At 64.1% G+C, this 19,594-nt stretch carries 14 protein-coding genes; 2 read left to right on the top strand and 12 right to left on the bottom strand.

Annotated elements, in window-relative coordinates; all coding sequences use genetic code 11:
- Positions 1-227: 227 nt before the first annotated feature.
- The 12 genes from tagQ to tagH form a co-directional block, all read right to left on the bottom strand.
- Positions 228-1,169: a type VI secretion system-associated lipoprotein TagQ gene (gene tagQ, locus FHK92_RS25715; RefSeq protein WP_030138253.1), complete on the bottom strand. Its 942-nt coding sequence runs from the start codon at positions 1,167-1,169 to the stop codon at positions 228-230.
- Between the two features lie 85 nt (positions 1,170-1,254).
- Positions 1,255-2,982, bottom strand: coding sequence for a formylglycine-generating enzyme family protein (locus FHK92_RS25720; protein WP_375154633.1), 1,728 nt, complete (start codon positions 2,980-2,982; stop codon positions 1,255-1,257).
- Positions 2,975-4,171, bottom strand: coding sequence for an ABC transporter permease (locus tag FHK92_RS25725; RefSeq protein WP_181290598.1), 1,197 nt, complete (start codon positions 4,169-4,171; stop codon positions 2,975-2,977). Before FHK92_RS25725 ends, FHK92_RS25720 begins: the two co-directional genes overlap by 8 nt.
- Positions 4,171-4,887 carry an ABC transporter ATP-binding protein gene (locus FHK92_RS25730; RefSeq protein WP_181290599.1) on the bottom strand — a complete coding sequence of 239 codons (717 nt, stop codon included), beginning with the start codon at positions 4,885-4,887 and terminating at the stop codon, positions 4,171-4,173. The genes FHK92_RS25725 and FHK92_RS25730 overlap by 1 nt, the downstream gene beginning before the upstream one ends.
- Positions 4,887-7,982: a serine/threonine-protein kinase gene (locus FHK92_RS25735; RefSeq protein ID WP_181290600.1), complete on the bottom strand. Its 3,096-nt coding sequence runs from the start codon at positions 7,980-7,982 to the stop codon at positions 4,887-4,889. Before FHK92_RS25735 ends, FHK92_RS25730 begins: the two co-directional genes overlap by 1 nt.
- A complete protein-coding gene (locus tag FHK92_RS25740; RefSeq protein ID WP_181290601.1) occupies positions 7,979-8,710 on the bottom strand; it encodes a PP2C family protein-serine/threonine phosphatase in 732 nt (243 codons plus the stop codon). Before FHK92_RS25740 ends, FHK92_RS25735 begins: the two co-directional genes overlap by 4 nt.
- Positions 8,711-9,364 carry a type VI secretion system-associated protein TagF gene (gene tagF / locus FHK92_RS25745; protein WP_181290602.1) on the bottom strand — a complete coding sequence of 218 codons (654 nt, stop codon included), beginning with the start codon at positions 9,362-9,364 and terminating at the stop codon, positions 8,711-8,713.
- Positions 9,361-12,861, bottom strand: a complete 3,501-nt coding sequence (gene tssM, locus FHK92_RS25750) for a type VI secretion system membrane subunit TssM (RefSeq protein ID WP_181290603.1) — start codon at positions 12,859-12,861, stop codon at positions 9,361-9,363. The genes tagF and tssM overlap by 4 nt, the downstream gene beginning before the upstream one ends.
- The gene (locus FHK92_RS25755) at positions 12,858-14,168 is read right to left on the bottom strand and encodes a DotU family type VI secretion system protein (protein ID WP_181290604.1); all 1,311 of its coding nucleotides are present in this window, start codon (positions 14,166-14,168) and stop codon (positions 12,858-12,860) included. The genes tssM and FHK92_RS25755 overlap by 4 nt, the downstream gene beginning before the upstream one ends.
- 6 nt (positions 14,169-14,174) lie before the next feature.
- Positions 14,175-15,509 (bottom strand): type VI secretion system baseplate subunit TssK, encoded by a 1,335-nt coding sequence (gene tssK / locus FHK92_RS25760; protein ID WP_181290605.1) that lies wholly within the window; start codon positions 15,507-15,509, stop codon positions 14,175-14,177.
- 15 nt (positions 15,510-15,524) lie between these two features.
- On the bottom strand, positions 15,525-16,031 hold the full coding sequence (gene tssJ / locus FHK92_RS25765; protein ID WP_181290606.1) for a type VI secretion system lipoprotein TssJ: 507 nt from the start codon (positions 16,029-16,031) through the stop codon (positions 15,525-15,527).
- Positions 16,032-16,100: 69 nt separating this feature from the next.
- Positions 16,101-17,561, bottom strand: coding sequence for a type VI secretion system-associated FHA domain protein TagH (gene tagH / locus FHK92_RS25770; RefSeq protein ID WP_181290607.1), 1,461 nt, complete (start codon positions 17,559-17,561; stop codon positions 16,101-16,103).
- Between the two features lie 402 nt (positions 17,562-17,963).
- Here tagH and tssA point away from each other — a divergent pair, with 402 nt between their 5' ends.
- Complete coding sequence (gene tssA / locus FHK92_RS25775; RefSeq protein ID WP_181290608.1) at positions 17,964-18,992, top strand: type VI secretion system protein TssA; 1,029 nt, start codon at positions 17,964-17,966, stop codon at positions 18,990-18,992.
- A gap of 81 nt (positions 18,993-19,073) precedes the next feature.
- Positions 19,074-19,589 carry a type VI secretion system contractile sheath small subunit gene (tssB, locus tag FHK92_RS25780; protein ID WP_025216163.1) on the top strand — a complete coding sequence of 172 codons (516 nt, stop codon included), beginning with the start codon at positions 19,074-19,076 and terminating at the stop codon, positions 19,587-19,589.
- The last annotated feature ends 5 nt before the right edge of the window (positions 19,590-19,594 follow it).

Raw genomic sequence — 19,594 nt, forward strand, 5'->3', positions numbered from 1 at the left:
TCCAGGCCAGCTGTCAGGCCGCCATCGCGAGCAAGCTCGCTCCCACAGGGGATTGGGGGTGTTGCGGATATTTCAGCCATCACAAAACAACTGTGGGAGCGAGCTTGCTCGCGAAAGCGGTGCATCAATCGACATGAATGCCGGCTGAACGGACGCCTTCGCGAGCAAGCCCACTCCCACAGGTTTTAAGCATTGATCACTCCAGAGAAGTGATCAGCCGCGATCAATCAAACATTCGGGCAAGGCACCGGCGCCCAGTCACCCAGGTCCGGGTTCTTGCACATGCTGTTCACCTGAGTAGTACCCGCGCTGGCAACCTGCTTGCTCTGATCCTGCTTGGCCTTGGCGTCCTGCAAAGTCTTCTCGGTAGCGACCGCTTCTTTCGGCACCACTGGAAGCTCTTTCTTCTTCGCCGGCGTCACTTTCTTCTTGGTCTTGGTGCTGGTCTGCGCCGCCACAACCTGAGTGGTATCAGCAGTGGCCACGGTCACCACGTCAGTACGCTGCACACCCACTTGCTGCAGGTCTTTCTCGTAAGCCTGGGTGTAGTTGTTCAGGTCTTCGGACGCCTTGCCGTTCACCGCGACGATCAGGTCGTTGGACTCTTTCAGGCCAGCAACGATTTCCGCCAGGCGCTTGCGGCCTTCAGTGTCGTTGACGGTCTTGGCCTTGCGGTCGGCAACCAGTTTGCTGAACGCATTCTGGTAGCACTGTTGCGAAGCCTTGGCGTACGCGGTGCTGCGGTCGATGTCCGAAGCGCTCTTGCTGACGTCGGCGGCGTAGGAAGCGATGCGCATGTTGTCATCGGCGATCTGCTTCTGGCGCTCGGTGTAGTAACCGGCGGCACCACCGGCCAGGGCGCCGCCCGCGGCACCGATGGCGGCGTTGCGACCACGGTCTTCCTTGTCGGCGGTCAGGGCGCCCAGCAGCGCACCACCGACGGCGCCGACGGCTGCGCCGGTGACGACCGACTTGGTCATGTTGCCTTCGGTGGAGCGCAGGTGCTGCACCGGCTCGTAGCAATTCGGGTAGTACTCGACCTTGGTGCTCGAAGCGACCTTGGAGGTCGGCGACGAAGCGCAGCCGGTCAGTACGGTGCTGAAGCCAACAGCGACCAGCAGCAAATGACGCTTGGAAACCGAAGCAAAAGGTTTACGGGAGAAAAGCATAGTTGTGTTCTCGTTTAAGTTTTGACCAGCTCAGCGCAGCCCTATCGCCGCCTGAGTCCCTTCCAAGCTCGCTGACAACGAACACTCAAGACCGCTGAGCATTCGATGCGAGCAATTCCTTCAATATCGCCGCCGGGTCGGCTCGTTTCTGCTGACGATAATCCCCGACATGACGAACGAATAACGTTGCACGCGCCACCAGGCTCTTGCCCAGTACCGGTTTGCGCTCAAGCTCTTCCTTGATGCGCTGGAACTGCGCCTGGATCACGGCATCGGTGTAGCGCGTGCCGGTTGCCAGGTTGTCGATGTAGATCGCCACCGCGCCATCCAGTGCACTGCGGCCGTTGTCGATGGCCGTGGCGAACAGCGTGGCGCTGGCCTCGTCCTTGGCATCCAGGGCTGCTTGCCGACTGTTCTGCAGATTGGTCAGGCGAATGTTGTAGTTGTTGATGGTCTCGGCCACCAGGGCCGAAGACTGGATCAGGTTGCCCGCCGCTTCTTCGCGTTGCTGGGCGATGAGCGAGACGTTGCGCTTGAGTTCTTCGTTGACCAGGCCCAACTCGGCTTGCAGGCGCGGATCGGTGCTGGCGGCGATGATGCTGTCCAGGCGTTTGGTCGGATCATCGGCGTCGTCGATGGCATCGGTCAGCGACGCGAGCCGCCCCTCTTTCTGCCATTGGGCGAACAACTCCTTGTAGCGCGAGCGCGGCGCCGACAACGCGCCGACAGCCACGCGAAAACCGGTGGTTTCGTTGCTTTGCTCGGTGCCGTCGGCGGTGAACAACGGGTACTCGCGGCGCATACCGGTGAACAGCGTGCCCTCGCCTTCCAGATAGTTGCCACCCTTGACCACGAAGCCGCCATAGGCGCCCTGGCGGCGACCGGCGTGTACCAATTGGAACGATTCCTGGACCATCTCGGCGGCATTGCCGACCACGTCGAACAGGCCGATGGGGTTCGGCAATTTGGTGCCGATGGGCATCAGCCGCGCCGCCTGGCCGGTACCGCCGGCGACCTGGTTGAACACCGCCCAATCGGCCAGCGGCCCATCGCTTTCGCTGCCTTCGAGGCGTCGTGGGAAGAGTCGGCCTTCCAGGTCCTGGCGGCTCACAGCTTGCCCGCCACGGGCAGCGAATTCCCATTCCACTTCGGTGGGCAGGCGCACGAAGCCCAGGCCGCCGTCTTCGGCGGAGGTGCCGCGACCGCTCACCGGCAGCAGATCCTTGTGATATTTCATCAGCCAGGCGCTGTACACCGCCGAGAAGCGCTCGGCCTCGAACTTCGACAGCTTCACCTTGGGCAAGCGCCCCGCCATGCCTTGGGGTAAATCCGCTTGCAAGGCTTCGCAGGCCGGCGCCGGCTCGCCGCTGGCCAGGGATTGCGCCTGGGCCATGACCTGGGCGTACTGTCGGGCGGTGACTTCGTACTTGCCGATGAAGTACAGCATCGGCTTGAGCGGCGTCTTGGCGTCGGTCTTGGGCATCAACGGCGTGATGGTCTTGTTCCAGTCCTTGGGCAAATCCTTGAGGGTGAACTGACCGTTGATGAAGTCGCGCCGGTAGCCGGAAATGAACGACTGTTGATAGCCCGCCTCGCCTTCGCTGAACGGATAGCCGAGGCTGATCTCGCGATCGTCCAGGGTGCCTTGGGCAAGGATGTAGACGTAGCGGAACACCATTTGCCCTTCACACGGCAGCGGCAGGCTGACGTCGTCGGGCAACGGCTTGGGGTTGTCCAGCTTGTCGGTTCCTTCATCCGCCCAGGCCAGGCTGGCCAGGCTCAGCGCCACGGCGGCGCCCAGTAACTTATACATCGCGAATTCCTTCAGACGCCTGGATGCGCGCCACCCGCCAGCCACCGCAAGCCGCCGCGACGGCGCTGATGCCGAGCACGGCCAGCAGGGCCAAGGTGTAGTGACGCACCAGCAGATGGCTGGCGTACTCGCCGGGCATCTGCGCAAATAAATGATTCAGGCCCGACTGCGCCAGGCCATACAGGCCAGCGCTCAGCAGGGCCGCAAATGTGGCGCTGTAGAGCGCCTGCAGCACCACGAACAACAACAGCGCCGCCGTGGACACACCCAACAGGCGCAACACCGACAGCTCACGGCGCTTGCGCTCGACCGCTGCCAGGGCGCCGGCAAAAATGGCGGCGAAGGCACCGGCCAACGCCAACCCGGCGATGATCCAGAACACGATCGACAGGTTGCGGCTCAACGATTGCACTTGTGCGATGGTCTGGGCCTGGGTCGACACCAACAGGTTCTGCCCGGCGAAGTACTGGCGCAACGGCTCGACATCGCCGAGGTTGCGCGCGTACAGGCGAAACGCCGGATAGACCCGCTGCCCAGCCTCGCCTACCGCATCGCCCGACCAGCCAAACGCGGGCACGGCACGACCGTCGCGGTAATCTTCAGCCGCTTCGAGCAAGGCCAGCGGCGCGAACAAGCCATCCCGGGCGAAGGCTTCCAGCGGCAGCACCTGCAGCACTTGCACCTTTGTGCGCTGCGCCTCGCTGCGACCGGCCACTTGCCGGCCGAAACTGGCCTGCAACCAATCGCCGGCCTTGGCGCCAAGCTTTTCGGCGGCGGTCTGGCTGAGCACCACTTGATCCAAGCCCTGCGGCACCGGCAAATGATCGAACAAAGGATCGCCAGCGGCAGTGGGAATCATCTCGACCGTGACGGCGGCAGCCTCGCTGCTCAGGTCCGCCGTGGCCGCAATCTGTCGGGTGCGCGGCAAGGCAAACGCCACATCACTGCGCTGCGCCAAATGTTCAACGAATCCGGCACTGAAGCGCCCGCCGCCCAAGGGAATGATTTCCCGCGTGGCCGGGTCGTTTTGCAAACGCTCGGTCAGGCTACTGACCAGGCCGAACTTCAGGCCGAACAGCACCAGCAACGGCGCCACCACGGCCACCAACGCCAGCACCGAACACGCCGACAACCACGCGTCGTTGCGGTAATCCTGCCAGGCCAGGGAAGCCATCAGCGCGCCGCGCATCAGCAAGCCTCCCCGAGCGTGGCGGTGACGCCACCGTCGGCATCGCGGCGGCAACTGATACGCCGCACCTGCAAACCGCTGGCGCGGGCCAGCGCCTCGTCATGGGTGGCGACCACGCAGCAGACACCGTGCTCGCGAGCCTGGGCCACCAGCAACTGCATGACGCGCTCGGCGTTCAGCGGATCGAGGGCGGCGGTCGGTTCGTCGGCCAGCAGCAGGCGCGGGCCATGGGCCAAGGCGCGGGCGCAACTGACCCGCTGGCGCTGGCCGACGGAAAGGTCCGCCGGTTTCTTGTCCAGTTGATCGGCAATGTCCAATTGTCCGGCCAGGCGCTTCACGCTGCCGTCATCCTTCAAGCCCAGCAATTTGCGCGACAACTCGATGTTGCCGCGTACGTCCAGGAAGCCCAGCAGGCCACCGGTTTGCAGAACATAGCCCAGGTGACGGCCGCGCAGCTCGGCCAAGGTGCCTTGTTGCGACGCACGCCACAGTTTGGCGATGTCCAGCGGCGCATTGGCGGGCGTGAAGTCGAACTGCCCGGCCTGATCCGGCGCCAGCACCAGCGCGAGCAAGTCCAGCAAGGTGCTCTTGCCGCAGCCGCTGGGACCGACCACCGCCAGTTGTTCGCCGGCACGCAATTGCAGCCGAGGAATCACCAGGCTGTAGCGTTGGCCACCGGCACCCCGGCTTTTGTGCACCGCGCTCAGGTTCAGCATCACGGCAGCGTCGACAACGGAACGCGGTACAACGCATCGCCCGGCTCGGCATCGCCGAAGCGCACCCAGTTGGCGAGGTCGTTGTGGAAGGTTTCGTAGAGGCGGATCTTCGATTCCAGTTCGTCGATGAAATCCTCCTGCTCGGCGACGCTCAACGACAACCACAAATCCTGGGTCATGTTCAGCGATTTGCTGCGGTACGGCAGCCCTTCCAGGTACTCGCCGAGAATCCCGCCCGTGGCGAGGTTGCCGCCCTTGCGCAGGGCCGACGGGTCGCGGCTCATGTAGGCGCTGGCGCTGGCGATTTCCTGGAAGAAATCCTTGGGCGAACTCTGGGTCTTGCGCGCCGCGTCGACGATCAGCTTCAGCGATTGTTGCAGGTCGTTGAGTTGCAGCTTGGTCAGCATCACGCAGACCTGGAACGCCGGCAGCGCCGGGTTGGTCAGGTCGCGGTCGGCGGTCCAGGCGCTGACCAGTTGCGGCGCCTGGCTGGCGGATTTGCGTCCCAGGAAATCCATGTGCATCGCGTAGCCGACCGCTGCCGATTTGTCGGCCAGGCTTGGCGCGGCGCTGAGCAACGGCACGCTCTGAGGCTTGTTGCTGCGTACTTGATGGACGAGGTCGGCGAACACCGAGCCAATCTCATCGACGCGCTCGCCGAACTTGCGCACGTCGGCGCCCGGCACCGGGATGTAGAGGTCGCCGATCTGCGGGTTGGCGTCGGCGGTCAGGGTGCGGTATTGGGTCTGGGCGCCGGCATGGGTTTTCTTGCCGGCATCGCTGAGCAGATGCAGGGCGTAGATCTTGATCTGCTTGCCCAGCGCTGCCTGGCGCACTTCGGCCTCGTTCATTTGCGTGGCGGCAAACGGGTCGTTCTTGCGCAGCGCACCGGCATCGGTGACCAGCAGGATCAGGCGCCCGCCGTAACCGGACCAGTCCATGCCCTCCACCGCTTCCATCACACCGGCAAACGCATCTTCGTTGAACGAATGGCTCGACACAGTGGAGGCCTTGACCTGCCGCGCCATGTCCAGGAAGCGTTGCGGGTCACGACCCTGTTCCAAGCTGATCAAGGTCTTGGCGGTGTACTCCAGGCCCGGGGTTTTCTTGATGCTGCTGCGAAAACCCACCATGCCGAAACTGACGCTGTCGAGTTCGCCGCGTTCGGCGATGCGGGTCTGCAACTGGTGCACCACGTCGCGGACCTGATCGATGTAGGGCTGCATGGACACGGTGGTGTCCACCACCAACACCACGGCGGTACGGAACGCGTCGGCATTGGCGGTGGTGATCGGCGTATTGGCCGCAGCCTTCGGGGCACTGCCAGGGTCGATGGAGGCCACGTTCAACAACTGCACCGGTTGGCCGTTGTCGTCGAAGCTCTCGCGGGAATCGAAGATCGGCAAGAGATAGAACTGGTTTTGCGGCACGGCGCTGGCGGCCGGCTCCAGGGCCAGCACTTGCTGGTTGTCCTGGGGACTCTGCTGCGCCTTGAGCAGCACGTTCTTAGCCGCCGACGGATTAGCCAGCAGTTTCTCCACCTCGCCGGGCTGGCGCAGGAACATCACCGGCGCTCGGCCGGAGCGCTCGGTGAACTTGAGCACCAGGCTCTGCTTCCAATCGCTGACCTGGGCAGCGGGCAACCAGCCGTCGCTGCGCCCGTCGGTGGCCGCGCCGACGCGCACCCACGCGCTGCCGTCCACGTCCTTGCGCTGGTACACATACAACACGGAAAACGCTGGCAATGCCTTGCCCGGCGCGGCACCCGGTTCAGCTGCCAGCTTGGCCCCCGGCTTGCTGAGCACGCGCTGGAACAGGGTTTTCTTGCCGGCCATCAACAGCGGGCGTTGGCCGCCGTCGGCCTCGGTCGCCACGGGAGGCTGGGCTGGAGGGGCAACGGGAGGCTTGACCGCAGGCACGTCGGGGGCCTTCGGTGGGGCGACCTCGGCAGGCTTGACCGATGTTGTCTTGGCAATCGGCGTCTTCACCTCTTTTCCGTTATCGCCAGACAACCACCAATAACCCGCGCCACCCAACGCCAGTGCCACGGCCACCGCAACAGCCGCCAGGGCGAACACCGGGCCCTTGCGTTGCTCCGAAACCGTGGACGGCGTTGGCTTGACCGGCGGTGGCACAGGCTTGGGCTGCGATTGTGGCTGCGGTTGCGAGTAAGCCGGGCCGCTCGGAATGTCGATAGACATCGGCGTCAGGCCCGCCAAGTCATCCACCGGAGGCGGCGCGACGGGCAGTTCAAACGACAACGGCCGGATCAGCGTCGCTTCCGACGATTGCTCTGGCAAGTTATCCAACGCCCGCAGCAACGCCGCCGCATCCGGGAAACGCTCCGCCGGGTCCTTCGCCAGCAGCTTGCGCAACACGTCCTGGTAACGGCCGTGGTGCACCGGCAGTTCCGGCAACGGTTCGGTCAGATGCGCCAGCGCCGTCGACAGCGCATCGTTGCCGGTGTACGGCAGCTTGCCGACGAGGATTTCGTAAAGCACCACGCCCAGGGCGTACAGGTCGGCACGGCCATCGATGTCCTGGCCTCGGGCCTGTTCCGGGCTCATGTAGCTCGGTGTGCCGACGGCGAAACCGGCCTGGGTGAATTGGGTGCGGTCGTCGAGGGACTTGGCGATGCCGAAGTCCGACAGCACCGCCGTGCCATCGGCGCGAAACAGAATGTTGGCCGGCTTCACGTCGCGGTGGACCAGGCCCAAGCCGTGGGCATAACCCAAGGCCGAGGCGATCTGGCGGATATAGGTCAGGCCCTGCTCCGGCGTCAGGCCCGCGGCGATGCGTTCCTTGAGCGTGCCGTTGGGCAGGTATTCCATCGCCATGTAATACAGCTCACCGACATTGCCGATGTCATGGATGGTGACGGTGTGCGGGTGCGACAAGCGCGCCAGGGTCTTGCCTTCGCGCAGGAAACGCTCGCAGAACGTCGGGTCTGCGGCCAGGGCTGCGGCCATGACTTTCAACGCGACCTTGCGCTCCAGCGAGCGCTGGGTCGCCAGGTACACGCTGGCCATCGCGCCTTCGCCGATCTCGCCGTCGATGTCGTAGCCGGGGATGACAATGTTCAGGGTCAAACTCATGACGGCACCTTCACGACGACCACGGTGATGTTGTCCGGCGCGCCGCGCATCAGGCCCAGGGACACCAGGCTGCTGGCGATTTCGCCGGGCTCGTCGTGGCTCAATACTTCACGGATTTCCTCGTCCTCGACGGTCTTGGTCAGGCCGTCGCTGCACAACAGGTAGCTGTCGCCGGGCACCAGCAGCAATTCGGTCATCGCCAGGTTCAGTTGCGCCTCGACGCCGATGGCGCGGGTGACGATGTTGGCGCGCGGGTGAACGCGGGCTTCGGCTTCGCTGAGCAGGCCGCTGTCCTGCAGGTCCTGGACGTAGCTGTGGTCCCGGGAAATGCTTTCGAGCACGCCCTCGCGCAGGCGGTACAGGCGACTGTCACCGGCCCATAGGCACATGCCGCGCAAGTCGCGGGCGGCCAGCACCACCACGGTGCTGCCCATCATGGTCACGCCACGGTTGGCGGTTTCTTCGCGCACGGCGGCGTTCACGCGCAACAGGTCGCTTTGCAGCGCCGCGATGTATTCATCCAGGGAACGCCCCGCGGCAATGCTGCGCAGGCTGTCGACGATCAGGCTGCTGACGTAGTCGCCCGCCGCGTGCCCGCCCATGCCGTCGGCCACGACCCAGAGGCCGTTTTCCGGCAGGTCCAGGCAAGCGTCTTCGTTGACCTGGCGGACCATGCCGACATGGCTCTTGCTTGCAGACTTGATTGCTTTTCCGGCACTTGGACGCATCTACACAACACCTTCTTGGCCGAGCAAAAATTGCGCAAAATCAGCCGCCGCCGGCAATCCCTGGCAGCGCATCAAACCAGGCGCGATGCGCTCCGAACCCTGGCCCCACCATAGGCTCGCGCCTTCGCAGGCCGACTCGGCCAGGGTGCTCATGCGTCGCTGCGGGTCGGTGGCATCGAAGCGATGCAGGCTGGCGAAACGGCTGCTTGGGGTGCGTGGCAAATATCCCGGGGTGCCCAGGGTTTCCAGCTGTTCATTGAACGCTTCGAAACTGGCCTCGACGCTCAACGTGCTCAGCAACAGGTTCTCGACCCGCTCGAACCAATCGTCCGCGCCACCGACCACCGAGGCCGGGTCCGCCTCCGGGTCCAGCAGCACCGCGACGGTCAACGGAAAATAGCGACCGACCCGGTCGATGCTCGGCATCACCACGCCCACCGCAGCGTCCGGCCCGCACACGCCGGGCGCGACCATGAAGCGCCACAGCGGGCTGACCAGATAGGCGTCCAGCCAACGCTCGCCGAGGCTGGTCTGGCTGGCGAGCAAACCCGCCGCCAGCCAGGAATCCCACGGCCCGATAAAACTCTGGGGCAAGCCACGGCTGACGAAATCCCCGCGGCTGGCCAATTTTCCATAGAAGCCCGGCGTACTCATAGACGCTCCGGCAGGCTGAAGCCGCTGAGCACGCGGCTCTTGAACGGGTTGAACGCGCTGTTGGCGCGCAATTCGTAAGAGGCGCTGGCGCCATCGACCCGCAGGCGCAGGTTGAAGCGATCCGGCGAGTTGCCGGCGGTCAGGTCCGATTGCTCCAGCAGGCGGAACCAGGCCCACGGTCCGTCCAGGGTGATGCCGGAACGACCGCTGGACGACGGCGGCATGATCGAGATCCGCACTACGCCAATGCTGCCCGGGTTCGGCCACTGCATGGCGGTCGGGCGGCTCGGGCCGTGGTCGTAGCTCAACTGCTGGCCGTCGAGGTCGAGGAGGAATTGGGTGATGGTCGAATCCATCGCCACCGGCTTAAGCTCGAAGCGCACCATCGGCTGCGTGCCGCCGGAACGGAAGAACGCATCGCGGATAGTTGCCGCACGCTGGAAGGTCTGCAGCACACCCGGAGAAATCCCGAGCTTCTGCGCCGCGCCCGGTTGCCAGCGCCAAGTCTGGGTCGAGGTGTCCACGTACGGTTGCAGGTATTTGCGGAAGTAGTTGTCCATCACCCCGCCGACACCGAAGAACTGGCCGAAGTCGTCGAGGGTCGCGTCCCGTGCACTGCCCGGCGACATCGGATAGCGCCCGGCCAGGGATTGGCGATAGATGTTCACGACTTCGCTGGTCCAGGCGGCGTTCAGTTGATTGCGCACCCCGCCCATCATGGTGTTGGTGGTGGAGTTGACCACCGACTTGACCAAGCCCTGCACCAGCGGCGGCTGGCGTTCGGCGTTGAGGCTGACGCGGGTCGCGGCGGCCGACGCCTGGTTCTTGGCCTCGCCAAGCAAGGCATCGCCGCTGGCACCGACCATGGCGCTGACCTGCACGTACAGCGCGTTCATGTCGGACAGCAGACCGTCGATGGCCGCCGGTTCGCCTTCGTTCTTGTTGACGATGCTATTAAGTTCGGCGAAATGCGCGGTGATCGGGTCATCGCTGGTCGCCGGCGCGCTGGACGTCGCCTGTTCCTGGCCGAGCAAGCTGCCCAGGCGCTCCTTGAGCTTGTCCACGCCGCCTTCCACCGGCGCGCCTTGGGCGGCCAGCAGGCGTTCATCCTGTTGCAGGTCGGTTTCCTTCGCCACCGCCACCAGCAGTTTTTTTAGCGGCGAGGTCGGGCCGGAAATCACCCGCAGCACGTCGGCAGCCTGGGCCACGCTGGTGATCGGGACGAAGTCGATGTCGGCCAGCAAGGCGTCCCATTGGCGCATGTAGTCCTGGAAGTACAGGCGACGCACATCGGCAGCCAGGCTGGCGACGTTCTGCTGGTCGGCCTCTTCGTGGCCCAGCACCCATTGCTCTTCAGCCAGGGTGCCGGTCTGGCTCAGGCTGCTGAGCAAGAAGCCCTGGCGGTAGCCTTTGACGGTGAAGAACCCACTCAGCGGCTCGCCCAACGGCTTGCCGCTCTTGCGGCTGAACACCAGCGCGGCGTCACGCCCGGCGGCTTCGTTGATGCGGAAGTCCGGAATGCCTTCCGGCAGCTTCTGGCGCTTGATACGGTCGTACACGCGCTGGGCCACCGGCAATTGTTGCAACTGGCGGCGCAGGTCTTCGATCAGCCGTGGGTCAAGGCGCGCGGTCGGCGGACGCCGCTCGAACAGCGCCTGCAAATGCCCGGTCAGGGCCTGGCGTTGCTCGGCCGGCAAGTCCCGCGGCAGGCTGCGGTCCCAGTCCAGGGCGATCCAGGCCTTGATGAAGTCGGCGTCGTAATGCTCGTTGTCGGCGAGCATCAGGTAGGCCTTCAAGCCTTCGTAGAGGAAGTCCGAATTGCCGCCGCTGTGCAATTGCTCTTCGATGCGCGTCAGCAGGCGCGGCGCGAACACCGCGATCAACAGCTTGCGGTAGACGCTGCCGGACTCGGCTTCGAGCATGTCGCCTTGATACAAGCCCAGGCCTTCGGCCCAGTCGGGCGCGTCGCCGGCCAAATGCTTGACAGCATTGAGCAGCGGCAATACCGCGAGCACGTCGCGCTGGGCCGGGCTGAGGTTCTGCACGGTCTGGCCCAATGGCGCGACTTTCTGATCGACCTGGGCGATGTAGGCCTGGTTGGCGCGGTAGCTGACCCACCACAACGTGCTGACCACCAACACCAGCACCACGGTAGAAGCCAGCACACCACGGGCGATCCACTTGCGCCGACGCTCGACTTTCGGATCGACACCCACCAACCCGCGTTCGGCGAACGCCACGGCGCTGAAGAGTTTTTCGATGAAGTAGCTGCGCCCGGTGCCGGTCTGGCGCGCCAGGTGCTGGCGGTCCAGGTTCATGCTCTGGGCCATGGAGCCGATCAGGCGATCGATCGGGCTGCCTTCCTGGGTGCCGCTGGTGAAATACACACCGCGCAGCAACACGCGTTCTTCAAAGGCGTTGGGTTTGAACACACCTTCAAGGAAGCTTTGCAGGCAATCCTTCAGGGCGCCGAACTGCTGCGGGAAGCCGTAGATCAGGTCACGCCGCGCCGGGTCGCGCTCTTGTTGCAGGCGTTCGACCAGACGGTCGTTGAGGCGCTGCTCCAGCAAGGTGAATTCGCTTTGCAGGTGCGCCAACGGGCTGTCGTTGCTCTTGCCGTCGTCCAGGGCAAACGTCATGCCCCAGACCTGGGCGCGCTCTTCCTTGCTCAGGCTGTCGAAGTACTCCATGAAGCCCGGCACCAAGTCGAGCTTGGTCAGCATCAAGTAGACCGGGAAGCGCACGCCCAGCTGGGTGTACAGCTCCTGGATCCGCAGGCGAATCGCCGCAGCGTGGGCGGCGCGCTCGGCATCACTGCCGAGCAGCAGGTCCGACAGGCTGATGGCGATGAACGCGCCATCGATCGGCCGACGCGCCCGTTGCTTCTTCAACAGGCCGAGGAAGCCCAGCCACGCCGCCTTGTCGACGGTCGCGTCGCTGTCCTGGGTGGTGTAGCGGCCAGCGGTGTCGAGCAGCACGGCCTGGTCGGTGAACCACCAGTCGCAGTTACGCGTACCGCCGACGCCGCGCACGGCACCGGCGCCCAGTTGCGCGGCCAGCGGAAAATGCAGCCCCGAGTTGACCAGCGCGGTGGTCTTGCCCGAACCGGGCGGGCCGATGATCACGTACCACGGCAGTTCGTAGAGGTTGCGACGTTCATCGCCGCCGAGCTTGGCTTTCTTGAGCAGGGCCAGGGCTTCGTCCATGCGCTGGCGCAGGGTTTCGAGTTCTTCGGCGGTGGCGATGCTGGTCGGGTCCGGCGGGGTCTGCGCGGCCAGGCTGCGCATCACTTCGGCGGCCTGGCGGCGGGCCTGGATAATGCGGAACACCCGGTAGGCGATCCACACCGCGAACACCAGGATGATCAACGCCCAGCGCCGACCTTCGGGCACCAGCCAATCGAGCAGCGGGCCAACGAACCAGATGATCAGGCTCAGGGCAATCAGCCCCAGCAATGGAATGACCCAGCGGATCATGAAACTGAAAAACGCCTTCACTCGACCCCCTCCGCCAACACTGTGATTTCAACCCGACGATTGCGCGCGCGACCTTCTGTGGTGGCGTTGGACGCCAACGGTTCGGTGTCGCTGCGGCCCTCGGCGCTGAAGCGCTCGGGTTGGCCGGTCTTGGCCGAAAGAATGTCCAGCACCGAGCGCGCCCTTGCTTCGGACAACGCCCAGTTGGATGGGAACCTCAGGGTGGCGATCGGGCGATTGTCGCTGTGGCCGGTCACCAATACCTGGCCCTTGACCTTGCGCACCGCGTCGGCGATACGCAGCATCAACGGTTGGAAATCGTCCTTGATGCTGGCGCTGCCGGAGGCGAACAGTTCATCGCCACGGATGGTCACCACCGAGCGATCGACGGCGTCTTCCACGGCGACCTTGCCGGAGCGGATTTCATCGGCGAGGAAACCGGCCAGGCGTGGGCGCTCGATCACTTTCGGCTGCACCACCGGACGGTCGATGGTCTGTACCGGGATTTCACCGAGGAAATGGATGTTCTTGAACACCGGTTCGGCGTCGGAAGCCAGCTTCATGCGCAGGCCGAACAGCAGCGCCAGCAGCAACGCCGCGCCGATGGCCACGGCGATCCACGGCGGCATGAATTGCGCCAGTCGATCACGGGCCACGGTGACGCCGCGCCAGTGCGGCGACAGCTCGCGTTCATAGTCGCCACGGGCGCTGCGGATGACGCCGGCGGTGCGCTCGCGCAATGCTTCCAGTTGGCTGCGGCCATCATTCATTACTCGGTAACGGCCTTCGAAACCGAGGCACATGCACAGGTACAAAAGCTCCAGCAGATACAGGCGTTCACGCGGGCTTTGCAGACAGTGCTCCAGCAGTTGAAACACCTTCTCGCCGCCCCAGGCTTCGTTGTGCACGGTGATCAGCAGGCTCTGTTTACCCCAGTCGCTGGTGCCGCCCCACGGGGTGCTCAATACCGCTTCATCGAGGGCGGTGCACAAGGCGTAGCGGGCCAGCAACACGTCGTTGCGCACCACACCGGCGGCTTCGGCGCGTTCCTCGAACTGGCGCAGGTACGCCAACAGTTGCGCGCGCAGACTGGCCGGCGCCGGGTGGGCGATGGTGTTGCGCAGGCGCGTCAGCAGGGCCAGCAACGGGCCGGCGGCACTTTCCAACGGGTTGAGGCCTTCGGCCTTGCCGGTCAGGACCGGCGCGGCCGGCATCGACAACGGCGCCGGCGCGGGTGCTGGCTGCTGGCGCGCCGGGTCCGGGCGAAACGGGTCCGCGCCGCGACCGCCGGGCGTCGGCATGAACTGGGTACGATCGTCGTTGCTCATCGCGAATTATCCTCGGATCGCCCAGAACGCCAGGTTCAACCCTGGGAACTGGCCGGCGATATGGAACGCAAAGCCACCGGAATTGCTGAGTTGCTGCCAGTGGTCGCTGCCGCGGTCCAATTCGTAATAGGTGGAACCGGCGTGGTACGGCAGCTGACGTGGCGCCACCGGCAACGGCAGCAGGCCGATGCCCGGCAGTTGCAGGTTGACCAGGTCGCGGATGTGTTCCACCGAACCGACCTTGCTCTGCTGGCCGAAGCGGCCACGCAGGGTTTCGGCGGGTACGTCGGCGCGCACCACGAGAATGAAGCTGGCGCTGTCGAGCAGGGTCTTGTCGGCCAGCATCGCCACGTGGATGCCGTAGGCTTTCTCGACAATCGGGATCGGCGTGGCCTTGCTGTCGATCAGCATCGACAAGGCTTCACGCAGGGCCTGCATCACCGGCGCATAGCTGAGCGCCAGGTCATCGTGCTGGTAAGGCGGGTATTGCTGCGGTCGTCGGCCGGAGGCGGTGAAGGTGGAGAACTCGCCGGCCAGGCTGACCAGTTCGCTGTAGAAGCGCTCGGGGTGCAGCGGGCTCAACTGGCTCAGGTGTTGGATCAGCGGCTGGGCGCGGTTGACCAGTTGCAGCAGCATGAAGTCAGCGATCTCCGAGGCGCCACCGGCTCCCGAGGCCACCACTCGCCCAGCCAAGGCTTCGCCACGCTGATGCAGCAGGCCCAGCAGTTCGCTGCGAAACGCTGCCAGCGGTTTGGAAGCGATGACATCCAGCAGCGGCGGGATGTAGGCCTCGTCGAGCACGAGGGCGCGGTCGGCGCGTTTTTCCTTGATGCGCACCACGCCAATCGCGGCGTAGTCGCCGATGCCATCCTGTTCGGTCAACAAGCGCAACGCCCGGGAACCGAGGGCCACCGGTGCGCGGTTTTCGAACGGCGCGTTGTCGTCGCGCACTTCGCAGACCTGGCTCACATAACGTGCAGCGCCGAGGTCCTCACCTTCATCCACGGTGTCGCGGGCACCGGCGCGCTTGAGCGGCAAGGCCAGGTAGACCAGGCCATCGCGCAGGTTGTCATCGACGTTCAGCGGCGTTGGCGCCAGGTCATCCTGGGGAATGTTGAACGGTGTGCCGTCCGGCAGAAGGCCGCGTGCCGAAATGATCGCCAGCTTGCCCTGGGCCAGCAGGCCTTGGTCGATCAGCAATTCGGAAAAACCCCAGGCGCCGGCCGACAAGGGGCGGCTGCGTGCGTCGATGAGGTTTTCCAGGTAACGGTCATGCTGCTGGAAGTGCTGCGTTCCAATGAACATGCCTTCCGACCAGACCACGCGATTGTTCCAGGACATGGGGGCTCCGATTGCTTATTGGGCAGGGCTGGATGGGGTAACGACGACGGCGCTGCGCACGGCGCGCACGTCGAGGCTGATCTGGTATTCGGTGTATTCGCGCGGCGGGACATTCATCACCGTGCGCCACAGCGACTGGTCCAGCTCGCGATAGCCCACCAGGATTCCGATGTGCCGCGTGGCCGGGTCGAGGTCGCGTTGCAGGCTCAATTGCTGGCCGGGCTGGATCAGCACTTCGTCCTGGTCGATCAGGTCGGCGCCGAGCGTTGCCTGGGCTCGCTCGGCCAAGGCGAAATAATCCGAACGGCCAAAGGTCGCGGCATTTTTCAGTTCGAAAATGCGCACCCGGACCGGGGCCGGCTGGCCGGTGGCACCGGGGTTGAGGCCGGCAATGGCATGGAAATGCAACTCGATGGCGGCGGTGTCGGCCTCAGCTTCTTCGGGCTGGGGTGGGGCCGCATCCTTGGCACACGCCGTCAGCAGAAGCGCTGCGGCGACTGCGAGTAAAAACCTGGGAATCATCCTGCGTCCTCAATGACGTTTGAGCTATCCGTTGTTGACTTGATCAGTATTGTTATAAGACGGCGGCGCTCAACGGCGTCGCTGTCGTGTGCTGTGTTCTTCATAGGCGCGGCTGAATTCGCGACCGAACAGGTCCTGGAAATCCTCCTGGGCCTCGCGGGAAATGTTGCTATAGAGCTCGGTGAATTGCTGCCAGTACTGGGCTTGTCGCGAGCCGCTGAAAATGCCCGACAGCCCACCGGGCTTGCCCATGCGTTCTTCCAGTTGCGCCGGCTCGAAACGCGCCAGCAAGTGCTTGATCGCTGCTTCAACGCCGGCCATGACCGCCAGTTGGTGGGCACGCAGATCATCGAAGCTGTCGCGCACCGCCGCGTCCGGCGCCATGAACGCCTGGTTGCCATGGCGCAACAGCAACAGCAGCGCTTCGTCGACGTTGGGGGCGAATTTCAGCGGGTTGTTTTCCACCGGCTGGATCATCGTCTGCTGGATGCGGAATTCGCCCTTGAGGCTGCTGCGGGCGCGCAGTACATCGATCAGGCCTTCGACCATCAACCGATAACTGCGCCCGATGCTTTCCATCTGCGCTTCGGCGTTGGCCTTGTCCAGGCGCAACTGGTCCAGCCCGGCGCCACGCAGGAAGGCTTGGAGCAGGTCGGGCTGAGAACTTTGCACCTCGGTGGCCGTCGGTTCGACACGGCTGACCGGCGCTTGTTGCTGTGGCGCGGATTCAATCGGCGCAACGACTTCAACCACAGGAGTTGGCGGTACGGGAACGGGTTCAAGCACCGGCAGCGGCGGCACGGAAACCGGCTCAGGCAGCGGCGCGATGGGCATTGGTGCCACCGTCACGGGCTTGTCGCTGAACGGGTCCCAGTCATCCGGAATGACCGGGGCGGACGTCACGGCCACCGGCTCGAACACTGGCTCAGCCACCGGCGGTGGGCTCGGGCGCGGAATCGGCGTAGGCGGACGGAAATCATGCTGCTCGGCCGGCACATGGTCCGGCTGGGTGGCTGGCGGGACGCTGGTCGGGGCGAGGAAGTCGAACAGGTCCGGCAACGTGTCCATCGACGACACGCCTTGAAAATGCGCCGGCGTGCTCACGGGCATTGGCGAAGGCGTATGCACCGGGGCACTCTGGCGCCCCATCAATGCTTCGAAACTGCTGGGTGCTTCGGCAAACGGATTGCTGTCGGTCATCGGCAGGTCGAAGTCCACCCGCGCCTGGATCTCGTAGTCACCAATGCGGATCACTTCACCGTCCTGCAACGGCTCGCTGTTACCTTTGCGCAGGCGAATACCGGCCTTGACCAATTCCACACCGTTAGTGCTGTTATCGGTCAAGTAATAGCGCCCATCCTTATATTGGATAACGCAATGTTTGCCCGAGACCAGGCGCTCCGGATCCGGTAATATCCAGTCATTATCGGAATTGCGGCCAATTGCCATCACTCCCTGGCCCAAGGTCTTTTCAGAGCACTGTCCGGGGGTAATCTTGTGATAACTAGTGATAGTCAAACACAGCGGCATCTCGCCTCCTTGCTGAATACTTCTTGTCGCCGACGATACATTGGAACCCGGCGCCGGCTATGCGCCACACGCCTTGCAAACAACCCGAAACGGCTTTTTGCCAGCATGATTGCTGATCTTAACCGGCCCGCATGACAAAAACCCTGCATCAGTGCGCGCTTCGACCCCTGGGTCGCGCGGGTTGTTAAGCACCTCACAACTGTCACATCGGCGAAATAGCTTACCTTGACAACGGATAAGTACTACACCAAAAATGCACAACTTCTTGAATATACATGATGGCACTTTAAGATCATCTCGCACTTATAGCGCCATTATCGTCAAGGAACATGTGGAGTTTCATCCGAAACTTGCGTGTGCACTGCCCGACTTCTTCAGCGGGTGATAGGGAGATCGATCCAAGTGGATGTGCCTTTGTTGCTCGCCGCCGTTTCCGCGAATTCGCCTTGCGGTGAAGACCTGGAATATGACGCGGATTTCTTGCGCCTGGAACGCGACTCTCGGGGCCAACCCGAGCGCAGCATGGGCGATTCGATCCTGCCTGCCGAACCTCCCGAGTGGCGCAGCATCCAGCAGCAGAGCCTGGACCTGTTGGCGCGCAGCAAAGACCTGCGCATCACCCATTTCCTGTTGCAAAGCTCCCTGGCCCTGGAAGGCATTCCCGGCCTGGCCCGCGTACTGACGCTGATCAGCGAATTGCTCAAGCAGTACTGGCCTGATCTGCATCCGCGCCTCGACGCCGATGACGACAATGATCCCACCGTGCGCATCAACGCCCTCGCCGGCCTGACCTCGGACGTGACCATTCGCTTGCTGCGCGAAAGCATCCTGGCCCGCTCGCGCACGTTCGGGGCCGTCAGCCTGCGCGCCGCCGCCAATGCCAGCGGCTTGCAAAGTTTTGCCGATGAAAGCCTCGGCGCCGAGCAGCTTGCCGGCGCGCTGCTCGACAGCGATCCCGAGCAGTTGGAAACCATCCGCGCCGCCCTGCTCGAAGCCCGCAGCGCCGCCGAAGCCATCGAACAGCAGGTCAGCGACCAGGTCGGTTCCGCCCAAGGCGTGGACCTCGGCCCGCTGAAACAACCGCTGAAAATGGCCCTGCAGATTCTCGGTCAGTTCGCCCCGCAGAGCGGCGACAACGACCTTGCCGATCCCGTCGAAGCCGACCACACCGCGCCGGTTGAACACACCAGCGCACCGAGCGCGCCGCGCAGCAGTACCGTCCCGGGGGAAATCAACAACCGTGACGACGTGCTGCGCAGCCTGGACCGGATCCTGGCGTACTACACCTGCCATGAGCCCTCCAGCCCGCTGCCGGTGCTGTTGAATCGGGCGAAGAATCTGGTGCATGCCGACTTCGCGGCGATCGTGCGCAATCTGATTCCCGACGGCATGAGTCAATTTGAAAACCTGCGCGGCCCGGAAAGCGAATAAAAAGCGAGCGGATCACGCAGTCACGTCATAGGTACCCCCGATGACGCCAACACCGTCGCTCAAGCGACCAGGAGCAGCAACGTGGCGAAGCAAAGTTCTCAGAAATTCATCGCGCGCAACCGCGCGCCTCGAGTGCAGATCGAGTACGACGTCGAGCTCTACGGCGCCGAGAAAAAGGTCCAGTTGCCCTTCGTCATGGGCGTAATGGCCGACCTCGCCGGCAAGCCCGCCGAGCCTCTGGCTCCAGTGGCCGATCGCAAGTTCCTCGAGATCGACGTCGACAATTTCGACTCGCGCCTCAAGGCCATGCAGCCGCGCGTGGCGTTCCATGTGCCTAACGAACTGACCGGCGAAGGCAACCTGAGCCTGGACCTGACCTTCGAAAGCATGGACGACTTCAGCCCGGCAGCCGTGGCGCGCAAGGTCGATTCGCTGAACAAGCTGCTCGAAGCGCGCACTCAGTTGGCCAACCTGCTGACCTACATGGACGGCAAGACTGGCGCCGAGGAAATCATCATGAAGGCGATCAAGGACCCAGCGCTGTTGCAGGCCCTGGCGAGCGCGCCGAAGCCCGCCGACGCAGAGCCCAAGGCTTAAGGACT

Source organism: Pseudomonas brassicacearum subsp. neoaurantiaca, assembly GCF_013608025.1.
Lineage (GTDB): Bacteria > Pseudomonadota > Gammaproteobacteria > Pseudomonadales > Pseudomonadaceae > Aquipseudomonas.

Excerpts from the sequence above, each read along its gene's own strand:
- FHK92_RS25740 (WP_181290601.1), bottom strand. The coding sequence starts at position 8,710 with ATGCGTCCAAGTGCCGGAAAAGCAATCAAGTCTGCAAGCAAGAGCCAT.
- tssJ (WP_181290606.1), bottom strand. The coding sequence starts at position 16,031 with ATGATTCCCAGGTTTTTACTCGCAGTCGCCGCAGCGCTTCTGCTGACG.
- FHK92_RS25725 (WP_181290598.1), bottom strand. The coding sequence starts at position 4,171 with ATGCGCGGCGCGCTGATGGCTTCCCTGGCCTGGCAGGATTACCGCAAC.
- tssK (WP_181290605.1), bottom strand. The coding sequence starts at position 15,509 with ATGTCCTGGAACAATCGCGTGGTCTGGTCGGAAGGCATGTTCATTGGA.
- tagH (WP_181290607.1), bottom strand. The coding sequence starts at position 17,561 with ATGCCGCTGTGTTTGACTATCACTAGTTATCACAAGATTACCCCCGGA.
- tagQ (WP_030138253.1), bottom strand. The coding sequence starts at position 1,169 with ATGCTTTTCTCCCGTAAACCTTTTGCTTCGGTTTCCAAGCGTCATTTG.
- FHK92_RS25720 (WP_375154633.1), bottom strand. The coding sequence starts at position 2,982 with ATGTATAAGTTACTGGGCGCCGCCGTGGCGCTGAGCCTGGCCAGCCTG.
- tagF (WP_181290602.1), bottom strand. The coding sequence starts at position 9,364 with ATGAGTACGCCGGGCTTCTATGGAAAATTGGCCAGCCGCGGGGATTTC.
- FHK92_RS25730 (WP_181290599.1), bottom strand. The coding sequence starts at position 4,887 with ATGCTGAACCTGAGCGCGGTGCACAAAAGCCGGGGTGCCGGTGGCCAA.
- FHK92_RS25735 (WP_181290600.1), bottom strand. The coding sequence starts at position 7,982 with ATGAGTTTGACCCTGAACATTGTCATCCCCGGCTACGACATCGACGGC.
- FHK92_RS25755 (WP_181290604.1), bottom strand. The coding sequence starts at position 14,168 with ATGAGCAACGACGATCGTACCCAGTTCATGCCGACGCCCGGCGGTCGC.